At 68.3% G+C, this 23,296-nt stretch carries 21 protein-coding genes and 1 pseudogene; 6 read left to right on the forward strand and 16 right to left on the reverse strand.

Annotation, left to right across the window (positions count from 1 at the left end; all coding sequences use genetic code 11):
• From AC1M14_RS23995 to AC1M14_RS24060, 14 genes and pseudogenes are all read right to left on the reverse strand, one after another.
• Nucleotides 1–858, reverse strand: coding sequence for an enoyl-CoA hydratase family protein (locus AC1M14_RS23995; protein ID WP_102775732.1), 858 nt, complete (start codon nt 856–858; stop codon nt 1–3).
• A gap of 42 nt (nt 859–900) precedes the next feature.
• Nucleotides 901–1,692, reverse strand: coding sequence for an SDR family NAD(P)-dependent oxidoreductase (locus AC1M14_RS24000; RefSeq protein WP_111826762.1), 792 nt, complete (start codon nt 1,690–1,692; stop codon nt 901–903).
• The gene (locus tag AC1M14_RS24005; protein ID WP_209165599.1) at nt 1,689–4,040 is read right to left on the reverse strand and encodes a bifunctional salicylyl-CoA 5-hydroxylase/oxidoreductase; all 2,352 of its coding nucleotides are present in this window, start codon (nt 4,038–4,040) and stop codon (nt 1,689–1,691) included. Before AC1M14_RS24005 ends, AC1M14_RS24000 begins: the two co-directional genes overlap by 4 nt.
• Before the next feature lie 446 nt (nt 4,041–4,486).
• Entirely contained in the window at nt 4,487–7,063 is a 2,577-nt protein-coding gene (locus AC1M14_RS24010) for a sensor domain-containing protein (protein ID WP_479730562.1), read from the reverse strand.
• A 39-nt stretch (nt 7,064–7,102) separates the two neighbouring features.
• The gene (gene siaD, locus AC1M14_RS24015; protein WP_209165597.1) at nt 7,103–7,900 is read right to left on the reverse strand and encodes a biofilm regulation diguanylate cyclase SiaD; all 798 of its coding nucleotides are present in this window, start codon (nt 7,898–7,900) and stop codon (nt 7,103–7,105) included.
• Entirely contained in the window at nt 7,897–8,274 is a 378-nt protein-coding gene (gene siaC / locus AC1M14_RS24020; RefSeq protein ID WP_111826766.1) for a biofilm regulation phosphoprotein SiaC, read from the reverse strand. Before siaC ends, siaD begins: the two co-directional genes overlap by 4 nt.
• Nucleotides 8,275–8,311: 37 nt before the next feature.
• Nucleotides 8,312–8,851 (reverse strand): biofilm regulation protein kinase SiaB, encoded by a 540-nt coding sequence (gene siaB, locus AC1M14_RS24025; RefSeq protein ID WP_479730563.1) that lies wholly within the window; start codon nt 8,849–8,851, stop codon nt 8,312–8,314.
• Between the two features lie 22 nt (nt 8,852–8,873).
• A complete protein-coding gene (siaA, locus tag AC1M14_RS24030; RefSeq protein WP_219929620.1) occupies nt 8,874–10,862 on the reverse strand; it encodes a biofilm regulation protein phosphatase SiaA in 1,989 nt (662 codons plus the stop codon).
• A gap of 297 nt (nt 10,863–11,159) precedes the next feature.
• Nucleotides 11,160–11,864, reverse strand: a complete 705-nt coding sequence (locus AC1M14_RS24035) for an ABC transporter ATP-binding protein (protein ID WP_102775725.1) — start codon at nt 11,862–11,864, stop codon at nt 11,160–11,162.
• On the reverse strand, nt 11,864–12,094 hold the full coding sequence (locus AC1M14_RS24040) for an ABC transporter ATP-binding protein C-terminal domain-containing protein (protein WP_479731834.1): 231 nt from the start codon (nt 12,092–12,094) through the stop codon (nt 11,864–11,866). The genes AC1M14_RS24035 and AC1M14_RS24040 overlap by 1 nt, the downstream gene beginning before the upstream one ends.
• Nucleotides 12,095–12,148: 54 nt before the next feature.
• Nucleotides 12,149–12,550 (reverse strand): annotated as a pseudogene (locus AC1M14_RS24045) (ATP-binding cassette domain-containing protein); the annotation flags it as partial.
• Nucleotides 12,551–12,627: 77 nt separating this feature from the next.
• Nucleotides 12,628–13,590, reverse strand: coding sequence for a branched-chain amino acid ABC transporter permease (locus AC1M14_RS24050; RefSeq protein WP_102775723.1), 963 nt, complete (start codon nt 13,588–13,590; stop codon nt 12,628–12,630).
• 2 nt (nt 13,591–13,592) lie between these two features.
• A complete protein-coding gene (locus AC1M14_RS24055) occupies nt 13,593–14,513 on the reverse strand; it encodes a branched-chain amino acid ABC transporter permease (protein ID WP_479730564.1) in 921 nt (306 codons plus the stop codon).
• A gap of 117 nt (nt 14,514–14,630) precedes the next feature.
• Nucleotides 14,631–15,794, reverse strand: a complete 1,164-nt coding sequence (locus AC1M14_RS24060) for an ABC transporter substrate-binding protein (protein WP_102775721.1) — start codon at nt 15,792–15,794, stop codon at nt 14,631–14,633.
• 224 nt (nt 15,795–16,018) lie between these two features.
• Here AC1M14_RS24060 and AC1M14_RS24065 point away from each other — a divergent pair, with 224 nt between their 5' ends.
• The 6 genes from AC1M14_RS24065 (at nt 16,019) to AC1M14_RS24090 (ending at nt 21,799) form a co-directional block, all read left to right on the forward strand.
• On the forward strand, nt 16,019–16,897 hold the full coding sequence (locus tag AC1M14_RS24065; RefSeq protein WP_479730565.1) for an alpha/beta hydrolase: 879 nt from the start codon (nt 16,019–16,021) through the stop codon (nt 16,895–16,897).
• A 6-nt stretch (nt 16,898–16,903) separates the two neighbouring features.
• Nucleotides 16,904–17,398, forward strand: a complete 495-nt coding sequence (locus AC1M14_RS24070; RefSeq protein ID WP_102775719.1) for a MarR family winged helix-turn-helix transcriptional regulator — start codon at nt 16,904–16,906, stop codon at nt 17,396–17,398.
• A gap of 38 nt (nt 17,399–17,436) precedes the next feature.
• The gene (locus AC1M14_RS24075; protein WP_479730566.1) at nt 17,437–18,456 is read left to right on the forward strand and encodes a hypothetical protein; all 1,020 of its coding nucleotides are present in this window, start codon (nt 17,437–17,439) and stop codon (nt 18,454–18,456) included.
• 269 nt (nt 18,457–18,725) lie between these two features.
• The gene (gene argJ / locus AC1M14_RS24080; RefSeq protein ID WP_479730567.1) at nt 18,726–19,952 is read left to right on the forward strand and encodes a bifunctional glutamate N-acetyltransferase/amino-acid acetyltransferase ArgJ; all 1,227 of its coding nucleotides are present in this window, start codon (nt 18,726–18,728) and stop codon (nt 19,950–19,952) included.
• A 25-nt stretch (nt 19,953–19,977) separates the two neighbouring features.
• The gene (locus AC1M14_RS24085; protein WP_102775716.1) at nt 19,978–20,844 is read left to right on the forward strand and encodes an ATP-binding protein; all 867 of its coding nucleotides are present in this window, start codon (nt 19,978–19,980) and stop codon (nt 20,842–20,844) included.
• Nucleotides 20,837–21,799, forward strand: coding sequence for a Nudix family hydrolase (locus AC1M14_RS24090; RefSeq protein WP_479730568.1), 963 nt, complete (start codon nt 20,837–20,839; stop codon nt 21,797–21,799). Before AC1M14_RS24085 ends, AC1M14_RS24090 begins: the two co-directional genes overlap by 8 nt.
• A 46-nt stretch (nt 21,800–21,845) precedes the next feature.
• Here the strand turns inward: AC1M14_RS24090 and AC1M14_RS24095 are convergent, their stop codons facing one another.
• Together AC1M14_RS24095 and AC1M14_RS24100 are read right to left on the reverse strand one after the other, a co-directional pair.
• Nucleotides 21,846–22,586, reverse strand: coding sequence for a branched-chain amino acid ABC transporter ATP-binding protein (locus AC1M14_RS24095; protein WP_102775714.1), 741 nt, complete (start codon nt 22,584–22,586; stop codon nt 21,846–21,848).
• Nucleotide 22,587: 1 nt separating this feature from the next.
• Complete coding sequence (locus AC1M14_RS24100) at nt 22,588–23,295, reverse strand: ABC transporter ATP-binding protein (RefSeq protein ID WP_102775713.1); 708 nt, start codon at nt 23,293–23,295, stop codon at nt 22,588–22,590.
• Nucleotide 23,296: the final 1 nt, after the last annotated feature.

The following is a 23,296-nucleotide window of genomic DNA, read 5'->3' on the forward strand; positions in this document are numbered from 1 at the left end:
TCAATTCCCTTCGAATACCGGCTTCTGCTTGGCCACGAAAGCCTCGTAGGCGCGGTGGAAATCGCGCGTCTGCATGCAGATGGCCTGGGCCTCGGCTTCGGCCTCGATCGCCTCGTCCACGCCCATGTTCCATTCCTGGTGCAGCAGCTTCTTGGTCACGCCGTGGGCGAAGGTCGGGCCCGCGGCCAGCTGCGCGGCCAGCGCCTGCGCGGCCTCGGCCAGCGCGCCGGGCTCGTGCAGCGCGTTGAAAAATCCCCAGCTGGCGCCCTCTTCCGCGGTCATGGCGCGGCCGGTGTACAGCAGTTCCGACGCGCGGCCCTGGCCGATCATGCGCGGCAGCAGCGTGCAGGCGCCCATGTCGGCGCCGGCCAGGCCGACCCGCGTGAACAGGAAGGCGGTGCGCGCCGCCGGCGTGCCCAGGCGCATGTCGGCGGCCAGCGCGACCATGGCGCCGGCGCCGGCGCAGACGCCGTCGACCGCGGCCACGATGGGCTGCGGGCAGGCGCGCATGGCCTTGACCAGATCGCCCGTCATGCGCGTGAAGTCCAGCAGCTCGGGCATGGACATTCTGGTCAGCGGGCCGATGATTTCATGCACGTCGCCGCCCGAGCAGAAGTTGCCGCCCGCGCCCGTCACCACGACCACCTTGATGTCGGTGGCGTACACCAGCGAACGGAACAGGTCGCGCAGCTCGGCATAGGAGTCGAACGTCAGCGGGTTCTTGCGCTCGGGGCGGTTGAGGGTGATCGAGCCGATCTTGCCGTCGGCCGACACCTGCCACAGGAACGTCCTGGCCTGGTAGCCGGCCATCGGACGCTTGTGGTGCTTCATGGTGTGCTCTTCGGGCTGGGTGCTCATGGTGTCTCCATTCAGGGTTGTTCGGTGGACGCGACGCCGGCCTCAGCCGGTCATCACCTCGCCGCCGTCGACGGCGATGGCCTGGCCATTGATCGAGGCCGAGGCCGGCAGCGCCAGCCAGGCGACCGTCTCGGCCACTTCCTCGGGCTGCACCAGGCGGCCCTGCGGGTTGCGTTCGGCCAGCTTGGCGCGGGCGGCTTCGGGGCTCATGCCGGTCTTGTCGACGATGTTCGACACCGCCCCGCGCACGATGTCGGTTTCGGTGTAGCCGGGGCAGACCGCGTTGACCGTCACGCCCTTCTGCGCGGTTTCCAGCGCCAGCGAGCGGGTCAGCCCGACCACGCCATGCTTGGCCGCGCAATACGCGCTGACGTAGCCGTAGCCGATCAGGCCGGCGGTGCTGGCCACGTTGATGACCCGCCCCCATTTCTCTTTCAGCATCCCCGGCAGGGCCGCCTGGATACAGTGGAACGTGCCGGTCAGGTTCACGGCAATCATGGAATTCCACAAGGCCGCGTCGGTCCGGTCGAAGCGTTCGCTGACCGCCTGGCCGGCGTTGTTCACCAGCACCAGGACCGGCCCGAATTCGGCCTCGGCCTGGGCGAAGGCCGCGCGCACCGAGGCCTCGTCGGCGATGTCGGCGCTGACGGCCTGCACCTGGCCCATGCGGGCCAGGCCGTCGGCCGCGGCCTCCAGCGCCGCGCCGTCGCGGCCCAGCAGCGTGACGCGGGCGCCGCGCGCCAGCAGCGCGCGGGCGCAGGCCAGCCCGATGCCGCGGGCCCCGCCCGTCACCAGGGCGTGGCGCCCGGCCAGGGGAAGCGGAGTTGCGTTCATTTGATGTCCAGTTGCGCCATGGCGGCGGCGCGTTCGAAATTGGTCTCCAGCTGGCGCTTGCCGGCGAAATACTGGCTCGGCCAGCCTACGTCACGGTAGCCCACCCGCGCCGCTTCGCGCAGCGTCCAGGAGGCGTCGGCCAGATGGGGCCGCGCGAGCGCGCAGAGGTCGGCGCGCCCCGAGGCGATGATGGCGTTGGCGTGGTCGGCCTCGAAGATCGCGCCCACCGCGATGGTGGGAATGCCGGCCTCGTTGCGCACGCGGTCGGCGAACGGAGTCTGGAACATGCGGCCGTAGACCGGCTTTTCTTCCTTGCTGACCTGGCCGGAGGAGCAGTCGATCATGTCGGCGCCGGCGGCCTTGAAGTGGCGCGCGATCTCCACCGCGTCGTCGGGCGTGATGCCGCCCTCGACCCAGTCGCTGGCGGAGATCCGCACCGACATGGGCTTGTTCTCGGGCCAGACGGCGCGCACGGCGTGGAACACCTCCAGCGGGAAGCGCAGACGGTTTTCCAGGCTGCCGCCGTATTCGTCCTCGCGGTGGTTGGTCAGCGGCGAGATGAAGCTCGACAGCAGGTAGCCGTGGGCGCAATGCAGCTCCAGCCAGTCGAAGCCGGCCTGCTCGGCGCGCCGCGCCGCGGCCACGAAGTTGTCGCGCACCTCGTCCATGTCGGCGCGCGTCATGGCGCGCGGCGTCTGCGACACGCCTTCGATGTACGGCAGCGCGGAAGCCGAAATCAGCGGCCAGTTGCCCTCGGGCAGCGGATGGTCGATCTTCTGCCAGCCCAGCTGGGTGGAACCCTTGCGCCCGGCGTGGCCCAGCTGCATGCCGATGCGGGCGTCGCTGTTGGCGTGCACGAAGCCGACGATGCGGGCGAACGCGTCGCGCTGCGCGTCGTTCCACAGGCCGGGGCAGCCCGGGGTGATGCGGGCGTCGGGCGAGACGCAGGTCATCTCCACCATCACCAGGCCGGCGCCGCCCATGGCGCGCGCGCCCAGGTGCACCAGGTGGAAGTCGCCCGGCACGCCGTCGGTGCAGGAATACATGGCCATGGGCGAGACCAGGATGCGGTTCTTGAGCCGCACCCCGCGCACCGTGTACGGGGTGAGCATGGGCAGGGCCGGACGCTGCCCCGGCGCCGGGGCGGCGCCCGCGTGCTCGGCGATCCAGCGCTCGAACCCTTCGAGCCAGGCGGGATCGCGCATGCGCAGGTTTTCGTGCGAGATGCGCTGCGAGCGGGTCAGCAGCGAATAGGCGAACTGTTCGGGCTCCAGGTCGGCGTAGCGGGCGACGTTCTCGAACCATTCGGTGGAGTTGCGCGCGGCGTTCTGGATCTTCAGCACCTCGACGCTGCGCACTTCCTCGTAGTGCTTCAGGCCGGCCTCCAGGCTGCCTTCGGCGCCGCTCAGGCAGCGCGCCAGCTCGATCGCGTCTTCCAGCGCCAGCTTGGTGCCGGAGCCGATCGAGAAGTGGGCGGTATGGGCGGCGTCGCCCATCAGCACCACCGGCACGCGGCGCTGGCCGCGGGCGGTCTGCAGGCTGTTCCAGTGGACCCAGGTGTTGCAGATGACGCGCGGGAAGCGGATCCAGATGGCCGAGCCGCGCAGGTGGGTGGCGTTGCTGACCAGCCGGTTGCCGTCGAGCCACGGGGCGAACAGTTTTTCGCAGTAGGCGATGCCTTCTTCCTGGCTCATCTGTTCGATGCCGGCGGCCTGCCAGGTCTCCTCGGGCGTCTCCACGATGAAGGTGGACATGCCGTTTTCGTAGCGGTAGGCGTGGGCCTGGAACCAGCCGTGCTCGGTCTGAACGAAGGCGAAGGTGAAGGCGTCGAACACTTTCTTGGTGCCCAGCCAGACGAAGCGGCAGCGGCGCTGGTCGATGTCCGGGTGGAAGGTGTCGGCGTAACGGGTGCGGATGTTGCTGTTGATGCCGTCGGAGGCGATGACGAGGTCGGCGTCGTATTCGCGGGCGATGGCCTGGTCGTCCTGCACGAAGCTCTCGAATACCAGCTTGACGCCTACGTCTTCGCAGCGGGCCTGCAGGATGTTGAGCAGTTTCTTGCGGCCGATGCCGATGAAGCCATGGCCGCTGCTGCGCATGCTGCGGCCCTTGAAGTGGATGTCGATGTCGTCCCAGTGGTTGAAGGCGTCGCCGATGGTCTGGGCGGAAACGGGGTCGGCGTCACGGAGGTTCTGCATGGTGGCGTCGGAGAACACCACGCCCCAGCCGAAGGTGTCATACGGTCGGTTGCGTTCGATCACGGTGACTTCGTTCTCGGGGTTCTGCAGTTTCATGAGCAGACCGAAATACAAACCGGCGGGGCCGCCGCCTATGCAGACTATCTTCATTGCCGTATGCGCTCCGTGATGTGCGACGGATGTCTCTGTGTTCCGCGGTCGCGGAAATTTAAACCTTGATAGTTTAGGCTTGAAATATATACCTGATGGTGGGGGTGTGCAAATGGGGAAAGTATCTAGATCGTCCTTGGCTTGGGCGGTATTAAATGGGGACGTATTTTGTGGCGGGGGGTGCGGTGCTTTTTCTTGCTTGGGCCGCCCGTCCGGGCGGGCTCGTTCATCTTGGGTCGTGGCGCTGCTGCGCCTGGGATTGCGACGAGATTTGCAGGGTCGCCGTTTTCGGCCGCGCGGGCGGCCGAAAACGGCATATGCCTATGTTTGTGGCGGGCGGGGGTTCGCTTGCGCGCTTGCGCAGAGGTGCTTGCTAATGGATCTTCGGTTTTTGTGGGGGGGGTGATGGGCGGCGCGCGGTTGCCCGCCGCTTTGACGCTTGCCTTTTAGGATCTGCTTCGCAGCCAGTCTTCCAGGTCGTCGGCGGGCAGCGGCGGAGAGAACAGGAAGCCCTGGCCGGCGGCGCAGCCTTGTTCGATCAGGAAGCGGCGCTGTTCCTCGTTTTCCACGCCTTCGGCCACCACGGGCAGGCTCAGGCTTTCGCCGATGCGGATGACGGCGCTGGTCAGGGCGCGGGCGGCGTCGTCGCTTTCCAGGCCCTGGACGAAGCTGCGGTCCAGTTTGAGTTCGTCCACGATCAGGCGGCGCAGGTGGCCCAGGCTGGAATAGCCGGTGCCGAAGTCGTCCATGGACAGGCGCACGCCCAGGCGGTGCAGTTCGGCGATGGTGCGCAGCGTGCCGGCGGTGGCGTCCAGCACCACGCTTTCGGTGATTTCCAGCATCAGGTCCGCGGGGGCCAGGCCGAACTCCGTCAGGGTCAGCTCTATCATGCGCGGCAGGTTGAGGTTGTGGAAGTTGGTCGCCGACAGGTTCACCGACACCGACGGGACCTGCAGGCCCTTGCCGCGCCAGATCGCCAGTTGCGAGCAGGCCTCGCGCAGGGCCCAGTCGCCCAGGTCGCCGATCAGGCCGCATTCCTCGGCCAGGGGCACGAAGCGCGCGGGGGAGATGTCGCCCAGGTTCGGGTGGCGCCAACGGGCCAGCGCCTCCACCCCGTAGAGCGCGCCGTTTTTCAGGCCGACCTGGGGCTGGTAGTGCAGGCGCAGCGCCTTTTCTTCGAGCGCGTCGCGCAGGGCCGCTTCCAGCGCCAGGCGTTCCTGGGCCTGGCGGTTCATTTCGGCGCTGAAGAAGGAGATACGGTTGCGTCCGGCCGTCTTGGCCTGGTACATCGCCATGTCGGCATGGCGCAGCAGCGTGTCCATGTCGCGGCCGTTCTCGGGGAACACGCTGATGCCGATGCTGACCGACGGGTTCAGCGTGATGCCGCCGACCGAGAACGGCTGGGCCAGCGTCACCAGCACCTGTTCGGCGGCGGCGGTCAGGCGGCCGTGCTCGAAGTCGGGCATCAGCATCACGAACTCGTCGCCGGACAGCCTGCCGACGATGTCGCTGGGGCGCACCAGCCGGCGCAGGCGCTGGGCCACGTCGCGCAGCAGCGCGTCGCCCACCGGGTGGCCGAGCGTGTCGTTGACCTGTTTGAAGCGGTCCAGGTCCAGGAACAGCACCGCCACGCGCTTGCGTTCCGGTTCGGCGCGCGCGATGGCCTGTTCGGACTGCGCCAGCAGCAGGTTGCGGTTGGGCAGGCCGGTCAGTTCGTCGTAGAACGCCAGTTGGCGGATGCGGGCGCGGGCCTCTTCGCGTTCCAGCGCGAGCGCGCACAGGTAGACGCATACGTCCACCAGCCGGTGGTGGAAATCGTCGGGCAGGCGGCGTTCGCGGAAATAGAAGGCGAAGGTGCCGATCACGCGGCCGTCGCTGGACTTGATGGGCGAGGACCAGCAGGCCTTGATGTCTTCGGGCAGCGGCAGGTCGCGGTAGCCGTCCCACAGCGGATCGGTGGAGATGTCCGGCACGATGACCGGCCGGCCGAGAAAGGCCGCGGTGCCGCAGGCGCCGGCCTGCGGGCCGATGGCCGCGCCGTCGAGCGCGTCGGTGTAGGCGGCCGGCAGGCTGGGCGCGGCCAGCGGACGCAGCAGGCCGGCCTCGTCCACGCGCAGCACGCAGGCCGCCAGCTCGGGGGCCAGGCGCTCGACCTCGCGGCACACCATGTTCATGACCTCGACCACGGAGGCCTCGTTCACCATGGCCTGCAGCACGCGGCGCTGCAGCACCTCGTGCACCTTGGTGGGCGTGATGTCGGTCAGCACGTCGACGATATTGACCAGCGCGCCGCGGTCGTCGAATACGGAGTTGGCCATCACCGACACCCACATCGGCCGCCCTACCCGGTCGTAGACCAGCACGTCCTTGTGGTAGCCGTCGCGGCAGGCGATGCGGCGCGCCAGCTCTTCGCGCGTGCCGCCGTCCTGGCGTCCGCCCGACAGCAGTTCGCCCAGCTCCTGGGCCACCGCGTCGCCACGGGAGAACCCCAGCATGCGCTTGAAGCCGTCGTTGACATAGACGATGCGGCCGTCGCGGCCCGACACGGCGACGGCGTTGCCGGTCTCGTTGATGCCCAGCAGCAGCAGGCGGATCTCTTCCTGGCGCTCGGCGTCGGCGATGGAGCGCCGCGAAATGACGGAAATCCGGGCGACCTCGCCGTCCTGGCCGCGGATCGGCAGGTAGGTGGCCTCGATCCACAGGAAACCGCCCTGCTTGCAGCGGTAGCGGCAGGTGCCCGAGAAGTGCCGGCCGCCCAGCAGGCGCGCCCAGATCTGTTCGCCGCCGACGATGCCCTTGCCCTCGTCCATGCTGTCGCACAGCATGTCGTGACGCAGGCCGGGGACTTCGGCGCGGTCATGGCCCACCGCGGCGAGGAAGTTTTCGTTCGCGTTCAGCAAGGCGCCGGCCGGATCGAAATCGAACAGCAGCAGCGCCCGATCCATCGAAGTCAGGTAATGGTCCGTGCTCCAGGCGGCGCCTCGCTGCTGCTCTCGGGAAACGCCTGGATTGGATTCAAGCATAAGGGGCTCCATGCCGGATAGCGGCTGATCCGGCTTCATTCAACGCTTGGGAAAACCCAGCGCGACACGGTCGCGACCGTCCTGCTTGGCCAGGTACAGGGCCTGGTCCGCGCGGCTCAACGTCTCCGAAAAAGTCTCTCCCAACTGGTGGTAGGCCATGCCTATGCTGATGGTCAGCCGCAGCATGCCGTCGCCGGCGGCGATGCTCAAGGCCCGCACCGCGCCGACCAGCCGGTCCATGACGCGCTGGGCCGCCTCGGCCTGGGTGCTGGGCAGCAGCACCAGGAACTCCTCGCCGCCCCAGCGGCCGCACAGGTCGTATTCGCGCAGGTTCTTGCACAGCACCCCGGCCAGCTCGACCAGCGCGCGGTCGCCGGTTTCGTGGCCGTAGCGGTCGTTGACCGACTTGAAGTGGTCCACGTCCAGCATCGCCACCACGAAGCTCTCGCCGCCGCGCGACGCGCGCTGCACCTCCTGCTTGATCATGTCCATCAGCGCGCGCCGGTTCAGCAGGCCCGTCAGCGGATCGCGGTTGGAGGTCTCCAGGAGCGCGACGTTGAGGTCGCGCATCATGCTCTGGTAGTGATCGGAGATCCGCGCGATGCGGGTAAGCCTGCGCAGCTGCCGGTCGAAGCGGTCGCACAGGCCCAGTTCGCGCTCGTGCGCCATGCTCTGGTAGGCGTCGGACAGCTGCGTCACGCGCTCGATGCGCGCCATCTGCTCGGCCGTATGCCGCCACAGCGCCTCCAACGCCTCGCGCAGCGGATGGCCCGCGTAGGCGGGGTCGGCCAGCAGCTCGGCGATATGTTGGTCCAGCAGGGCGGCGTTGGGTTTCATTGGCGGCCGACGACGGAAAAGGGAAAGGTGCAGTCTTCCTTGAATTCTTCGGCCAGCTCGCCCACGCGTTCGTTGCGCATGTCGTAGTACCAGGTCACGCTGACCTCGCGGCCCTTGCCGTGCGCCGCCTCCAGCAGGTCGAAGATGTCCATGACGGACTTGATGCTGCTGGTGTTCAGGTACAGCAGTTCCAGCTCCAGCTTCAGCGGCGCCGTGCCGCCTTGCAGGTAGGCCTCGACCCATTCGATGACCGGGCCGAACAGCTCGAAGGAATTCTCGGGATAGGAGTCGCCGCGCATCGACAGCACGCCGGCGGCGGCATCCGTATCGATGGCGGGCGTGGACTGGGTCCCGGGAATGTTGAGGTCTTTCATGCGTTACTCCGAAAATATGGCTGGGGCGCTCGCGCTTTCAAATCACGACGCTCAGGCTGAAGAAGGCCTGCCCCGCGCCCGCGGCGGGCGTCAGGCTGGCTTGCAGCGGCGCGCCGGCGCGGCGGGCGATGTCGATCAGTCCCAGCCCCGCGCCCGAGGCGACGCCCTGGGCGCGCGGCTTGTGCAGCTGCTGCTTGTATTCGGCCTTCAGCGCCGGCTTGTCCAGCGCCGCCAGTTCCTGGATGCGCGCGACCAGCTGCTGGCCGTCCTCGTCCCTGACCAGGTTGCCGGCCGACACCACGTAGCGGCTGTCGTCGCGCCGGCCGATCACGACGGTGGCCGACGCATCGCCGTCGCCGCGCAGGGCGGCGTACTGGCGGATGTTCTGGATCATCTCGATGTAGACCGAGAACACGTCCATGGCCTCGGCCGGCCGGGCGTGCTCGGCGTTCAGGTAGTTCTTGAGCGCATTGCCGATTTCTTCGATCAGGCTGCGGGAAATCGGTCCGTTGAAGCACAGCAAGGTGCGATTCTGGTTGAATCGTTCGCCCAATGCGTAGAGATCGGAGGCATTCATGAGGGTTACGCCCTGATTACGATTATTCGAAACGGAACGACAGCAAGGTGATGTCGTCCCGCTGCGGCAGTCCGCCCTGGTACTCGGCCAGCGCCTGGGTGAAGGCGGCCGCCTGTTCGCTCAACGGCAGGCGCGCATGCCGCTTGAGCATGGCGGCGAAGCGCGTGTTGCCGAAACCGAAGCCATGCTCGCCTCCGGCCTGGTCCAGGAACCCGTCCGTGGCGAGGTAATAGGTCCAGCCGGGCTCCAGTTTCAATTCGACGTTCTCGTAGACGGCGCTGCGCTTGTCGCCCAGCGCGCGCCTGCCGCCGGGCACTTCCTGCAGCGCCTCGCCGTTGCTTGCGTACAGGCTGATCTTGGCGCCCGCGTAGCGCAGCCGGCCAGCGTGGCGGTCAATATATACCAGCCCGGCATCGGTATTGGTGGCCAGCGCCCGCGGCAGTTGCGCGTCCGCAAGCATGGCGCGGATCGCGCCGTCGGTGCGGCCCAGGATGGCCGCCGGATCGGCCGGTCCGGCCTCGGTGATGGCCAGGTCGATGGCCGCGCGCGCCAGCATGGTCATCAGCGCGCCGGGCACGCCGTGGCCGGCGCAGTCCATGATGCCCAGCAGGCAGTTGGCGCCGTCGGAGCGGAACACGTAGAAGTCGCCGCCGACCACGTCGCGCGGCTTCCACAGCACGAAATGGTGCGCGCCCAGCGACTGCGTCATCTGGCGGTCCGGCAGGATGGCGCGCTGGATCAGGCTGGCGTAGTCGATGGAGTCGTCGATCTTCTTGTGGGCCGCGGCCATGGCGCGGTTGGCGTCCTCCAGCTCGGAGGTGCGTTCGCGCACCTTGGTCTCCAGCTCGGCCGTGTGCTGGCGCACCTTGTCGGCCATCACGCCGAAGGCGCGGCTGAGGTCGCCGATCTCGTCCTGCCCGCCCGGCGGCAGACGCACGTCGTAGCTGCCGTCGGCGATGGCCCGCGCCGACTGCTGCAGGCGGCGCAGCGGGCGCAGCATCAGCCGCTCGATGGCGTAGCCGAAGCACAGCAGCATGGCCGCGAACAGCACCACCAGGCCGATCGCCGCCGGCCATACCCAGTCCGTGTTCAGCACGCGCGCCGCGCCCAGGTCCACCATGGTCAGCACGTGCCAGTGCAGTTCCGGCATGTAGGCCACCGACACCAGCTGGCGCACGCCGCCCATCGTCACCCAGGCCGACTGCACCGACTGCGGATCGGCCTGGGCGGCCTGCATGGCCGCGGCCAGCCGCTCGCGCCCGCCCTTGCCGTCGATCAGGTTGAACACCTTGCCGCGGCCCTGGTCGGCGCCGCCGGCGCCCGAGTTGTAGGCGATCAGCGAGGCGTCCATGTGCGCCTGGATCGCGCCGTCGGCATCGACGATGATGGGCGTGACGCCGGGCTGGCCGCTGTGCACGAACTCGCGCAGGAAGCCGCCGACGTCCAGCGCCGAGCCGGTCAGGCCCATGACCCGGTCGCCGTCGCGCACCTGCACGTTGATCCACACCTTGGTGGTCTGCAGCTTCAGGTCCGGGTTGACGTTGATGTTGTATTTGGCCGGCGACTTCAGCGTCAGGTAGAACCAGCCGTCATCGGCCGCGGTCTGGCTGAGCGTGTAGCGCGGCGTCTCGGACAGCGGCTGGTCGTCGTTGAAGTAGTAATTGCCGGAAGCGGCGCTGGCGATGAAATAGGCCCGGCCCAGCAGGTCGCGGCGGTAGCCGTCGGCTTCGCGGAAGAACAGTTCGCGCGCGGCCGGATCGCTTTCGTGGCGCAGCCAGCGGCGCGTCACTTCGCTGTCGGCCAGCCGCAGCGACAGCGCCAGCTCGCGCGAGATCGGGGCCAGCACGCGCTGGCGGCTCAACTGCGTGAAATTATCGGCGTAGGCCCGTCCGAAGTATTCCCGGACCCCGTCCAGCACCTGCCAGCCGATCAAGGCCGCCGGCGCCAGCGCGACCACACAGGCCAGCAACAGCGCCATCAACGATTTTTTGCGCAAACCCCATTTCGCCATGCGAAGTCTTCCTGACAGCTCGAATAAGACGCGATGTGCGTAAAAAGGGGACGCGAGCTTTGCCGCAGCCAAAAAACGGCCATTTGCCGCGCGATCGCCCCGCCTTCCGGTTGCGGGCGCACCACGCGGCTTGCCCGGCGCGACAAGTGTAGATAACAGTAGATGTAAATGAAACAGTCGAAAACGAGTGTAAGCATTCACGGCGGAGGAAGTTTCAAATTTGCAATATAAATACTGGTTTATTGCAATTTATATCAATCCAAATCCGCCGGGCATCATGCCACTGCAGCTTTCCCGCTACACGCCCAGATAGCGCTCCCACAGCCCGCGGTCGGCGTCCAGGGCCTGCGAGTCGCCGGTCCACACCACCTTGCCGCGCTCCAGGATCACGTGGCGGTCGGCCAGGCTCAGCAGTCTTTCGACATATTTGTCGATGACCAGGATGGTCTGCCCCGCCTGGCGCAGCCGCGCCAGGCAGTTCCAGATCTCCTCGCGGATCTTGGGCGCCAGGCCTTCGGTGGCCTCGTCCAGAATCAGCAGCCGGGGATTGGTCACCAGCGCCCGCCCGATGGCCAGCATCTGCTGCTCGCCGCCGGAGAGCTGGTTGCCCATGTTGCGCGCGCGCTCCTGCAGGCGCGGAAACAGCTCGAATACGCGCTCGGGCGTCCAGGGCTCGCCGATGTCGGGGTTCCGCCCGGCCGTGAAGGCGGTCAGGTGCTCGCGCACGGTCAGGTTGGGAAAGCACTGGCGCCCTTCCGGCACGATGGCCATGCCGGTCCGCGCGATGCGGTCCGGGCTCCAGCCGCTGATGTCCTGCCCGGCGAAATGGATGCTGCCGCCACGCAGCGGCAGCTGGCCGAACAGGGTGCGCAGCAGCGTGGTCTTGCCCATGCCGTTGCGGCCCAGCAGCGTCACCACCTGGCCGGCGCCGATCTGCAGGTCCACGCCGAACAGCACCTGGCTGGCGCCGTAGCCGCTTTTGGCCGCTTCGATGGTCAGCATCACACGGTCTCCTCGTCGCCCAGGTAGGCTTGGCGCACCTCGGGATTGGCGCGGATTTCGTCCGGCGCGCCGGTCGCGATGACGCGGCCATACACCAGCACCGACAGGCGGTCGGCCAGGCGGAACACCGCCTGCATATCGTGTTCGACCAGCAGCATGGCGGCGCGCCCGCGCAGGGATTCGATCAGTTCGGTCAGGCGCACGGTCTCGTCCGGCCCCATGCCGGCCATGGGCTCGTCCAGCAGCAGCACGCTCGGCCTTGCGGCCAGCGCCAGCGCGAACTCGACCTTGCGCTGTTCGCCGTGCGGCAGCGTGCCGGCCGGGCGCGCCAGCAGGCTGGCGTCGATGGCGCACTCGCGCGCCAGTTCGCGCGCCTGCTCGTACAGCGCGGCCTCGGCCGCGCGCGCCTTCCAGAAGCGGAAGCTGGAGCCCGCGTGCGCCTGCACCGCCAGCACCAGGTTGTCCAGCACGCTGGACTGCTTGAAGATATTGGTGATCTGGTAGGAGCGCGACAGGCCGGCGGACACGCGCTGGTGCGCGTTCATGCCGGTGACGTCGCGCCCGCCCACGAGCAGCGTGCCCGAATCGGCCGCCAGCGTGCCCGACAGCAGATGGATCAGCGTGGACTTGCCGGCGCCGTTGGGCCCGATCAGGGCGTGGATCTCGCCGGGACGGAGCGTCAACGAGACGTTGTCGGTGGCCACCAGCGCGCCGAAGCGGCGCACCAGCGACGTGGCCTGCAGGGCCGGGGTTGCGGACGCGTTCATGATCCCACCTTGCCGGATTGCGCGGCGGCGCGGCCACCGAAGAGCGGGCCGAACAGGCCGACCAGGCCGCGCGGGGCGCCGAACACCACGCACAGCAGCAGCACGCCCAGCGGCAGGTGCCAGTATTCCGTCCACAGCCGCAGCACTTCCTCCAGGGTCAGCATCACCACCGCGCCCGCCACGCCGCCATAGCGCAGGCCGATGCCGCCGACCAGCACCATGATCAGCAGGTTGGCGGACTGGGTCCAGTGCATCAGGCTGGGCGAGATGAAAAGGTTGTGGTTGGCCAGCAGCGCGCCGGCCAGCCCGGCCACCGCGCCGCTGAGCGTGAAGGCGGTCAGCTTGAGGCGGTAGACCGGATAGCCCATGGACTCCATGCGCGATTCGTTCTCGCGTATGCCTTGCAGCGCCGTGCCGAAGCGCGAGGCCACCACGCGTCCGAACACCCACATGATCAGCGCGAACAGCGCCAGCACCAGGTAATAGAAACTGACGTCATTGGCCAGGTCGATGCCGGGCAGGCTGGAATAGCCCGGCAGGTTGAGGCCGTCCTCGCCGCCGTACTGGCGCAGCGAGATGAAGATGTAGAACAGCATCTGCGCGAAGGCCAGCGTGATCATGATGAAGTACACGCCGCGCGTGCGCAGCGAGATCGCGCCGGTGATGCAGGCCAGCACCGCGGCCAGCAGCATGGCGACGGGCCAGGCGACCAGCGCCGAGGTCACGCCCGACATGGCCAGGATGCCCACCGCGTAGGCGCCGGCGCCGAAGAACGCCGCGTGGCCCAGCGCCACCATGCCGCCATAGCCCAGGATCAGGTTCAGGCTGGTGGCGGCCAGGGCGTAGATCAGCACGCGCCGCACGAAGGAAATGTAGAAGTCCAGGCCCAGGGCCGGCGCGACCAGCGGGAACACCGCGAGCGCGGCCAGCAGGACCACGGTCCAGACGATCGATCTCATCCTCAACCCCGCGCCGGAAACAGGCCCGACGGCCGGAACACCAGCACCGCCGCCATCAATACGTAAATGGCGATGGCCGCCAGCGTCGGTCCGACGCTGGAAGCCACGGCCGGCGAAAAGACCTGGCGCAGCAGCATGGGCAGAAAGGCGCGTCCCGCCGTGTCGACCATGCCCACCAGCAGCGCGCCGACGAAGGCGCCACGGATCGAGCCGATGCCGCCGATGACGATGCACACCAGCACCAGGATCAGGATTTCCTCGCCCATGCCCACCTGCACCGAGGTGATCGGACCCAGCAGCGCGCCGGCCACGGCGGCCAGCATGGCGCCCAGCGCGAACACGCCCAGGAACAGCAGCGGCACCCGCACGCCCATCAGCGTGGCCATCTGGCGGTTGGACGCGCCGGCGCGCACCAGGACGCCGGCGCGGGTACGCGTGACGAACCAGTACAGGCCCGCGGCCGCGGCCACGCCGAACACGATGATCATCAGGCGGTAGGCCGGGTACAGCAGGTCGGGCAGCAGCCGCACCGGCCCGGACAGGGCGGCCGGCATGTTCAGCATGACCGGGGCCGGGCCCCACATCATCTTGACCAGGTCATTGGCGATGAGAATGACGGCATAGGTGCCCAGCACCTGGGCCAGGTGGTCGCGCAGCGCCAGGCGTCGGATGAGCACGAGTTCCAGCACCACGCCGACCAGGCCGGTGGCGACGGCCGCCACCAGGACGGCGGCGGTGAATGAACCCGTGCGCTGCATGGTCTCGGCCGCCACGTAGGCGCCGGCCATGTAGAGCGAGCCGTGAGCCAGATTCATGATGTCCATGATGCCGAACACCAGGGTCAGCCCGGCCGCGATCAAAAACAACATCAACCCAAACTGCAGACCGTTCAGCAATTGCTCGACGATCAGCGTAAACGTCATGAAATTTCCTCTGGAGAGCCCACCCCCGAAGCGCTGCGCGCTTCCCCCTCAAGGGGGCGTCGCGACGGACCGGCAAAGCCGGCTCCGTGCGACCCCGCACCGTACAACCGCAACGTCCTATAGCTTGCAGTCGCCCACGTACACGTCCTGGTACTTGTCGAACACCTTGCCCACCAGCTTGTTGGTGACGCGGCCGCTGCCGTCCTTCTCGACGACGCGCAGGTAATAGGCCTGGATCGGGTAGTGGTTCTTGCCGTAGGTGTAGCTGCCGCGCACCGAGGGATAGTCGGCCTTCTCCAGCGCCTTGATGATGGCGGCGCGGTCCGAGGCCTTGCCGCCGGCCTGCTTGACGGCGGCGTCCATGGCCATGATCACGTCGTAGGACTGGGCGGCGTAGACCGAGGGATAGCGGCCGTTGTATTCCTTGCGGAAGGCCTCGACGAAGGCCTTGTTCTGCGGCACGTCGAGGTCATGCGCCCATTGCGCGGTGTTGTACATGCCCAGCATGGGATCGCCCACCGCCTGGATCACGTCCTCGTCGGCGGAAAAGCCCGGGCCGATCAGCTTGACGCTTTGCGACAGGCCGGTCGAGACGAACTGCTTGACGAAGTTGATGCCCATGCCACCGGGCAGGAAGATGTAGACGGCGTCGGGCTTGGCCGCGCGGATCTGCGCCAGTTCGGCGGCATAGTCGATCTGGCCGAGCTTGGTGTAGACCTCGTCGCCCGGCGGCGTCTTGTAGCCGCGCTTGAAGCCGGCCAGCGCGTCCTTGCCCGCCGGGTAGTCGGGGGCCATGATGAACATCTTCTTGAAGCCGCGGTCCGCGGCGACCTTGCCGGCCGCCTCGTGGAAGGCGTCGTTCTGGTACGAGGTGCCGAACCAGTAGGCGTTGCACTGCGAGCCGGCGAACTGGCTGGGGCCGGGATTGTTCGACAGGTAGGGCACCTTGGCCGCGAACAGCGCCGGGCCCACGGCCAGCGCCACGTTCGAGCCGATGGGGCCGGTGAAGAAATCGATCTTTTCGCGCTGGATGTAGCGCGTGACCAGCTGGCGCGCCTGATCGGGGTTGCCGCCCATGTCGGTCTGCAGGAATTCGGCGGGCTGTCCGCCCAGCTTGCCGCCGAGCTGCTTGATGGCCAGGTTGAAACCGTCGCGGGCTTCGGCGCCCAGGGCCGAGAACGGGCCGGAGATGTCGTTGGCGATGCCGACCTTGATGGTGTCGGCGCCGGCCAGCGCCGGCGCCAGGGCCGCGGCGGCCAGAAGGGAAGTGATCAAACGCATGGTGGTGTGCTCCGTGCGCGAGCCGCGCAGAGGTTGTTCTTCTTCAGGGTGCGATGCGAAAGACTTCTGTGCCCGGCCTGCCGGCGTTTTGCGCCGTCTCCGGGGCTACCCCGATCCCCCGTCGTTGCACGGGGGAAAGCTGGCGTGGTTCATAGTTTAGGTTTAAAGTATCCCCCAAAACAAGTCTAGGGTTTTTACCAACGGGTTCACGAACCGCGACCGCCATGGCCACCCTCTACCGCAATTATGACCGCGCCGCGCTGGACGTCCAGTACAACGCTCGCGCGACAGTACCCGACATCCAGCCCATACTCAAGCAATACGCCGAGGACAGCGCGCTGGCGCGGCGCACGCTGGACTGCGTGCTGGACGTGTCCTATGGCGAGCATGCCGACGAATCGCTGGACATCTTCCCGGCCGCCGGCGGCGCGCGCGGCGCGCCGGTGTTCGTATACATCCACGGCGGCTACTGGCGCCTGCTGTCCAAGAGCGATTCCAGCAACATGGCGCCGGCCTTCACCCGCGCCGGCGCGGTGGTGGTGGCGGTGAACTATTCGCTGGCGCCGGCCGTCACGCTCGACCGCATCGTGGACCAGAACCGGCGCGCGCTGGCCTGGGTCCACCGCCATATCGCCGAATACGGCGGCGACCCGGCGCGCATCCACATCTGCGGCAGTTCGGCCGGCGGGCATCTGGTGGGCGCGCTGCTGGCCGGCGGCTGGCATGCCGGCTACGAGGTCCCGCCCGACGTGATCCGCGGCGCGGCGCCGCTGTCGGGCCTGTTCGACCTGCGTCCGCTGGTGCACACCCATATCAATGAGTGGATACGCATGAGCGAGGCCGACGCCATCCGCAACAGCCCCGCCCTGCAGCTGCCGCAAACGGGCTGCCCGCTGCTGGTGAGCTACGGCGAAACCGAGACCGACGAGTTCAAGCGCCAGTCCGACGACTATCTCGCCGCCTGGCGCGAACGCGGGTTCCCCGGCCGTTATGTGCCGATGCCCGGCACCAACCATTACGACATCGTGCTCAGTCTGAACGATCCCAACAGCCCGCTGACCCGCGCCATCTTCGAGCAGATGGGTCTGGCAACCGTCCGGTAATCCACCATGATCAACGCCCCCGACCTGGAATCCCGCGCCGCGCCGGACGACCACCATGCGCTGCGCCTGTGGCTGCGCATGCTGACCTGCGCCAATCTCGTCGAAAGCGAGATCCGCAGCCGCCTGCGCACCGAGTTCGACACCACGCTGCCGCGCTTCGACCTGATGGCGCAGCTGCAGCGCGCGCCCAAGGGCATGAAGATGGGCGAGCTGTCGCGCCACATGATGGTCACCAACGGCAATATCACCGGCATCACGGACCAGCTCGAAAAAGAAGGGCTGGTGGTGCGCACCAAGGTCGAATCCGACCGCCGCAGCTCGCTCATCAAGCTGACGCCGCTGGGCAGGAAGAGCTTCGCGCGCATGGCGCGCGCCCATGAATCCTGGGTCAAGTCCATGTTCGGCGACCTGCCCGAGTCCACCCGCAATGCGCTGTTTCAGGCCTTGGGCGAACTCAAGTTGCAGGTGGTCGCCACCCGCTCGGCGGCGGCCAAGAACTGAGCCGATGGAGGGCCGCCGATAGGCGCATAATTGCCGCCATGATTCCGGTTTCCCTCCCTGGCGGTAATTACTACGTGCTGATGGCGGTCTCGCTGGCCTGCCTGTCCACGCTGCTGACCTGGCTGGCCGTGCTGGCGACCACGCGCAGCGCGCGCCGCTGGCTGGGCGGCCATCGCCGCACCGGCGCCACGCTGCTGGCGCTGCTGGCCGTCATCGGCTCGATTTTTCCCTATCAGCAATTCAGTATCTGGTTCGCGGCCCAGCGCGACGCGCAGGCCGACGCCGGCCGCAAGACCGTGCTGGCCCAGGCCACGCGGCTGGCCGGCGTGGAGATGCCGGCCGGCACCGAGCTGCGCCTGGCCACGCCCGGCGACCTGGACTCGTTCGACCGCGCCGTCTTTCCCGAGACGCAGCCGGCCTCGATCCTGGGCGTCAGCGCCACGCGCCTGTTCCGCTACCCGGCCAACGCCAGGCAGCCCGAGACGCTGTCGGCGGAGATCGCCCGGGACCAGGCGCTGGACGGCTGGCTGTGCGCGCACGGCCACCGCGTCGAGTTCGCGCTGCACGACGGCAATCCGCATTTCGCCAGCTGCCACCTGGCCATCGGCAACACCCTCGGCCAGCAGCCCGTGCCCCCGGGCGCCTGGCTCAAGGCGCTCGACGCCGCCGCGCCGAACTCGCCGCGCTGGCTGCTGCGCACCGAGGGCAGCGGCGCGCTGGAAGTCGCCGCCCTGCCGCTGCTCAAGGTCGACATGCAGCTCGACGGCCAGCGCCGCATGCTGGATTTCGAGGGCCTGCTGGCGCGCGAAACCGCGCTGGGCGACATGACCTATCCCGCCGGCACGCGGGTGCTGGCCGCGCGCGCCGGCCTGCCCGGCGCGCGGCCGGGCGACCTGCTGTTCTCCCCTTCGCGCGGGCGCTCGGCGCGGCGCGCCGGCGGCGAGGACGTGCCCGCCGGCCAATCGGTGCTGCAGGCGCCGGACGGCGCCGTGCGCAGCGTGCTCAGCAACCGGGAAGCGGGCGTTCTGGACGTTGCGGCGATGCGGATGGGGCCTTGATGGGGAGGTGTGGGCGGCTGGCGGCGCCTGATGGGTTTCGCGCGCTCGATATCGGGGTTCTTGCTCGAGGGGCCTCGCGCTGCACCCATCCTACGAACCGACCGATGATCGTAGGATGGGTGCAGCGCGAGATCCTTTAAACAGGAACGCGACCATCGAGCGCGCGAAACCCATCGGGCGCCCCAAAGCGGTGGGATAATACAAAGCTTTCCCTCGTACGCCGCCTCGCCTGGCGGCGATTCCGTCCTGCTCATTCATGAGACGAAGTCATGGCCGTTAACCTGCAGATCCCCTCCGAGTCCGAAATTTTCCCTGTTGCCGGCGTAGAAATCGGCGTCGCCGAGGCTGGCATCCGCAAGGCCAACCGGCGCGACCTGACGGTGTTCCGCCTGGCCGAAGGCACCAGCGTCGCGGGCGTGTTCACGCGCAACCGCTTCTGCGCCGCCCCGGTGCAGGTCTGCCAGGCCCACCTGGCCGCCGGCGGCCCCATCAGCGCGCTGATCATCAACACCGGCAACGCCAACGCCGGCACCGGCGCCGAAGGCCTCAAGAAAGCGCAGGACACCTGCGCCGCCCTGGGCCAGCTGCTGGGCGTGCCCGCCGCCCAGATCCTGCCGTTCTCCACCGGCGTCATCCTCGAACCGCTGCCGCTGGACCGCCTGGTCGCCGGCCTGCCCCGCGCCATCGCCGACCTCGGCCCGGACCACTGGTCCAGCGCCGCCCACGGCATCATGACGACCGACACCCTGCCGAAGATCTACTCGGCCCGCGTGCAGATCGAAGGCAAGACCGTCACCTTCACCGGCATCAGCAAGGGCGCCGGCATGATCCGCCCCAACATGGCCACCATGCTGAGCTTCCTGGCCACCGACGCCGGCATCGCCCAGCCGCTGCTGGCCAAGCTGGCCGGCGAGATCGCCGACGCCTCGTTCAACCGCATCACGGTCGACGGCGACACCTCCACCAATGACTCCTTCATCATCGCCGCCACCGGCAAGTCCGGCGTCGAGGTCCTCAGCGAGTCCGACGCCGCCTACGCGGCCGTGCGCGAAGCCCTGACCGCCGCCGCGCTGGACCTGGCCACCAAGATCGTGCGCGACGCCGAAGGCGCCACCAAGTTCATGACCATCCGCGTCGAAGAAGCCGGCAGCACCGAAGAGGCGCTGAAGGTGGCCTACGCGGTGGCGCACTCCCCGCTGGTCAAGACCGCCTTCTTCGCGTCGGACCCCAACCTGGGCCGCATCCTGGCCGCGGTGGGCTATGCCGGCATCGACGACCTGGACGTGTCCGGCATCCGCCTGTGGCTGGATGACGTGCTGGTGGCCAAGGACGGCGGCCGCAATCCCGACTACCAGGAGGCCGACGGCCAGCGCGTCATGAAGCAGGCCGAGATCCAGGTGCGCATCGCGCTGGGCCGCGGCCAGGTGAGCGACACGGTCTATACCTGCGATTTCTCGTACGAGTACGTGTCGATCAACGCCGACTACCGTTCCTGAACCCCGCACTTTCCGGACCGCAGCCGTGACCGCAAACGAGTTCTCGACCCTCATCCAGCGCGCCGAGCGCGTGCTGGCCCAGCTGGAAGCCTGGCTTCCCCCCGCCCCGCCCGAAATCGACTGGACCGCCCACGCGTTCCGCTGGCGCAAGCGCGGCTCGCGCGGCTGGCTGGACGCCGTGCGCCACGTGGCGCGCATCGACCTGGAAGACCTGCAGCACATCGAGCGCCAGAAGGCCATCATCGACCGCAACACCCAGCAGTTCATCGCCGGCAAGCCCGCCAACAACGTGCTCATGACGGGCGCGCGCGGCACCGGCAAGAGCTCGCTGGTCAAGGCCATGCTGGCCGCCTACGGCGAGCGCGGCCTGCGCCTGATCGAAGTGGACAAGTCCGACCTGGGCGACCTGGCCGACATCGTCGAACTGGTGGCCGCCCGGCCCGAACGCTTCATCGTGTTCTGCGACGACCTGTCCTTCGAGGAAGGCGAGGCCGGCTACAAGGCGCTGAAGTCGGTGCTGGACGGCTCGGTTTCGGCCTCGGGCGACAACGTGCTCATCTACGCCACCTCCAACCGGCGCCACCTGATGCCGGAATACATGAGCGAGAACCTGGCGGCCAAGCACCAGCCCGACGGCGAGATCCACCCCGGCGAGACGGTCGAGGAAAAGATCTCGCTGTCCGAGCGCTTCGGGCTGTGGCTGTCGTTCTACCCCTTCAAGCAGGACGACTACCTCGACATCGTCTACCACTGGCTGCGCGAACTCGGCTGTCCCGAAGCGCAGATCGAGCCCTCGCGCACCGAGGCCCTGCAGTGGACCATCGAACGCGGCTCGCGCTCGGGCCGCGTGGCCTATCAATTCGCGCGCGACTGGGCGGCCCGGCATGTCTGAAAAAATCGTCGACGTCGCCGCCGGCCTGATCCTGCGTCCGGACGGCAAACTGCTGCTGGGCCAGCGTCCCGAAGGCAAGCCCTGGGCCGGCTGGTGGGAACTGCCGGGCGGCAAGCTCGAACCCGGCGAGACCGTGCTCGAAGCCCTGGCCCGCGAGCTGCACGAAGAGATCGGCATCCGCGTCACGCAGTCGCGCCCCTGGGTCACCTACGTGCACGCCTATCCGCATACGACCGTGCGCCTGGCCTTCTGCCACGTCACGGGCTGGGAAGGCGAGCCGCGCGGCCTGGAGAACCAGCGCCTGGAATGGGTGGACCCGGCCGAGGCCGGCGCGGTCGGCGACCTGCTGCCCGCCACGCTGCCGCCGCTGCGCTGGCTGCAGCTGCCCACCGCTTACGCCATCAGCGGCATCGGCTCGCGCGCCGGCGTGCCCGCGTTTCTCGGCCGCCTGGAGGCGGCGCTGGCGCGCGGCGTGAAGCTGGTGCAGCTGCGCGAGCCGCAATGGCCGGACGGCGTGGGTGCCAGCTCGCTGCATGAGGTGCTGCAAAGCGTGCTCAAGCGCTGCCGCGCCGCCGGCGCGCGCGTGCTGGTCAACAGCGTGCATCCCGCGGCCTGGTGGAAGGAAGCCGACGGCGTGCACCTGCGCGCCGCCGACGCGGCCCGCCTGCACACCCGCCCCGCCCTGCCCGCCGGCGCGCTGGTGGGCGTATCCGCCCACGACAACGCCGAAGTCGTGCATGCGCGCGAACTCGGCGCGGACTTCGCCGTGCTGGGGCCGGTCCTGGAAACCGCCTCGCATCCGGGCGCGCCCACGCTGGGCTGGGAAGGCTTCGTCGCCGGCAACCGCGACGCCGGCATCCCGGTCTTCGCGCTGGGCGGCCAGTCCGCCGCCACGCTGTCGGCGGCGCTGCGCCATGGCGCGCACGGCATCGCCGGGATACGCGGCCTGCTCTGATTCGCGTTCCAGAAACGCCGTGCGCGCGGCCGCGCCGCGCACGGCGTCAATCGATCCTGTAATCCATCCAGGACGCGACCATCTCCCGCAGGCCGCCGCCGTCCTCGAAAGACTCGCGCCCGCCCTCGGCCTTGTTGCGCCCCAGCTCCAGGATGTACATATAGTCGGCCACCTCCGCGCAGCGCCGCACGTTCTGGTCCACCAGCACCACCGTCATCCCCTCGTCGGCGAACCCGCGGATCAAGCCGTAGATCTCCTTGGAAATCTTGGGCGCCAGCATCGCCGTGGGCTCGTCCAGCAGGATCACCGAAGGCTCGATCAGCAGGGCCCGCCCGAACTCCACGAAACGCTGCTGACCGCCGCTCATGCTCGACACGGGATCGTTGCGCTTCTGCGCCAGGATCGGAAAGCGGTCATAGACCGAATCGATCCGCTGGCGCACCCGCGCCTTGTCGCGCCGGAACGGCCAGCAACCCAGCAGCAGGTTGTCGTGCACCGACAGGTCCCCGAACAGGCTGCGGTGCTGCGGCACGAACGCCACGCCGTGGCCGGCGCGTTCATGCGAGGGCTGCGCGCTGATGTCCTGTCCGCGCAGCACGATGCGGCCCGTGCGCGGCGGCAGAAAGCCGAACAGCGTCTTGAGCACCGTGGACTTGCCCGCGCCGTTGGGTCCGATCACGCCCGTGACCTTGCCCGCGCGCGCCTGCACGTTGATGCGGTTCAGGATCGTGATGTCGCCGTGATAGGCGACCGTCACGTCCTCCAGCGCGATGATAGGCGTGCTCATGTCAGGCTCCCAGATAGGCTTCGACGACCCGCGGATCGGTGCGCACGCGGTCCGCGTCGCCCTCGCAGAGGATCGCGCCTTCGTTCATCACGATGATGTGGTGCGACAGCTGGTAGATCGACGTCAGGTCGTGCGACACCAGCACCACCGAGCAGTCATGCTCGGTCGGCAGCTCGCGGATCACCGAAATCAGCAGCTCGGCCAGCGCCGGGTTCACGCCCGCGAACGGCTCGTCCAGCAGCACGACCTTGGGCCGCGCCACCATGATGCGCGCCAGTTCCACCAGCTTCTGCTGCCCGCCGGACAGCTCCTCGGCATAGTTGTGCCGCAGCCGGTGCAACTCCACCTTGTGCAGCCAGTACTCCGACAGCGCATAGCGCTCGTCGGCGCTGCGGCCGGCCTGCTGCTGCGCCACGTCCAGGTTGTCCAACAGGCTGAGCTGGCGGAAGATGCGCGGCACCTGGAAGGTGCGCCCGACTCCCAGCCTCGCCACCTCGTGGATCTGGCGGCCGGCGATGTCCCGGCCCTCCAGCTCGATACGGCCTTCGTCCGGCGTGTAGATGCCGTTGATACAGTTGAGCAAGGTGGTCTTGCCCGACCCGTTCATGCCGATGACGCCCAGGATGGAGCCGCGCGGCACGTGCAGGTCCACCCCTTGCAGGGCCACCAGGCCGCCGAAGCGCTTCTTCAGATTCGTGACTTTCAACATG

It is taken from the genome of Achromobacter sp. SX5 (assembly GCF_056711425.1).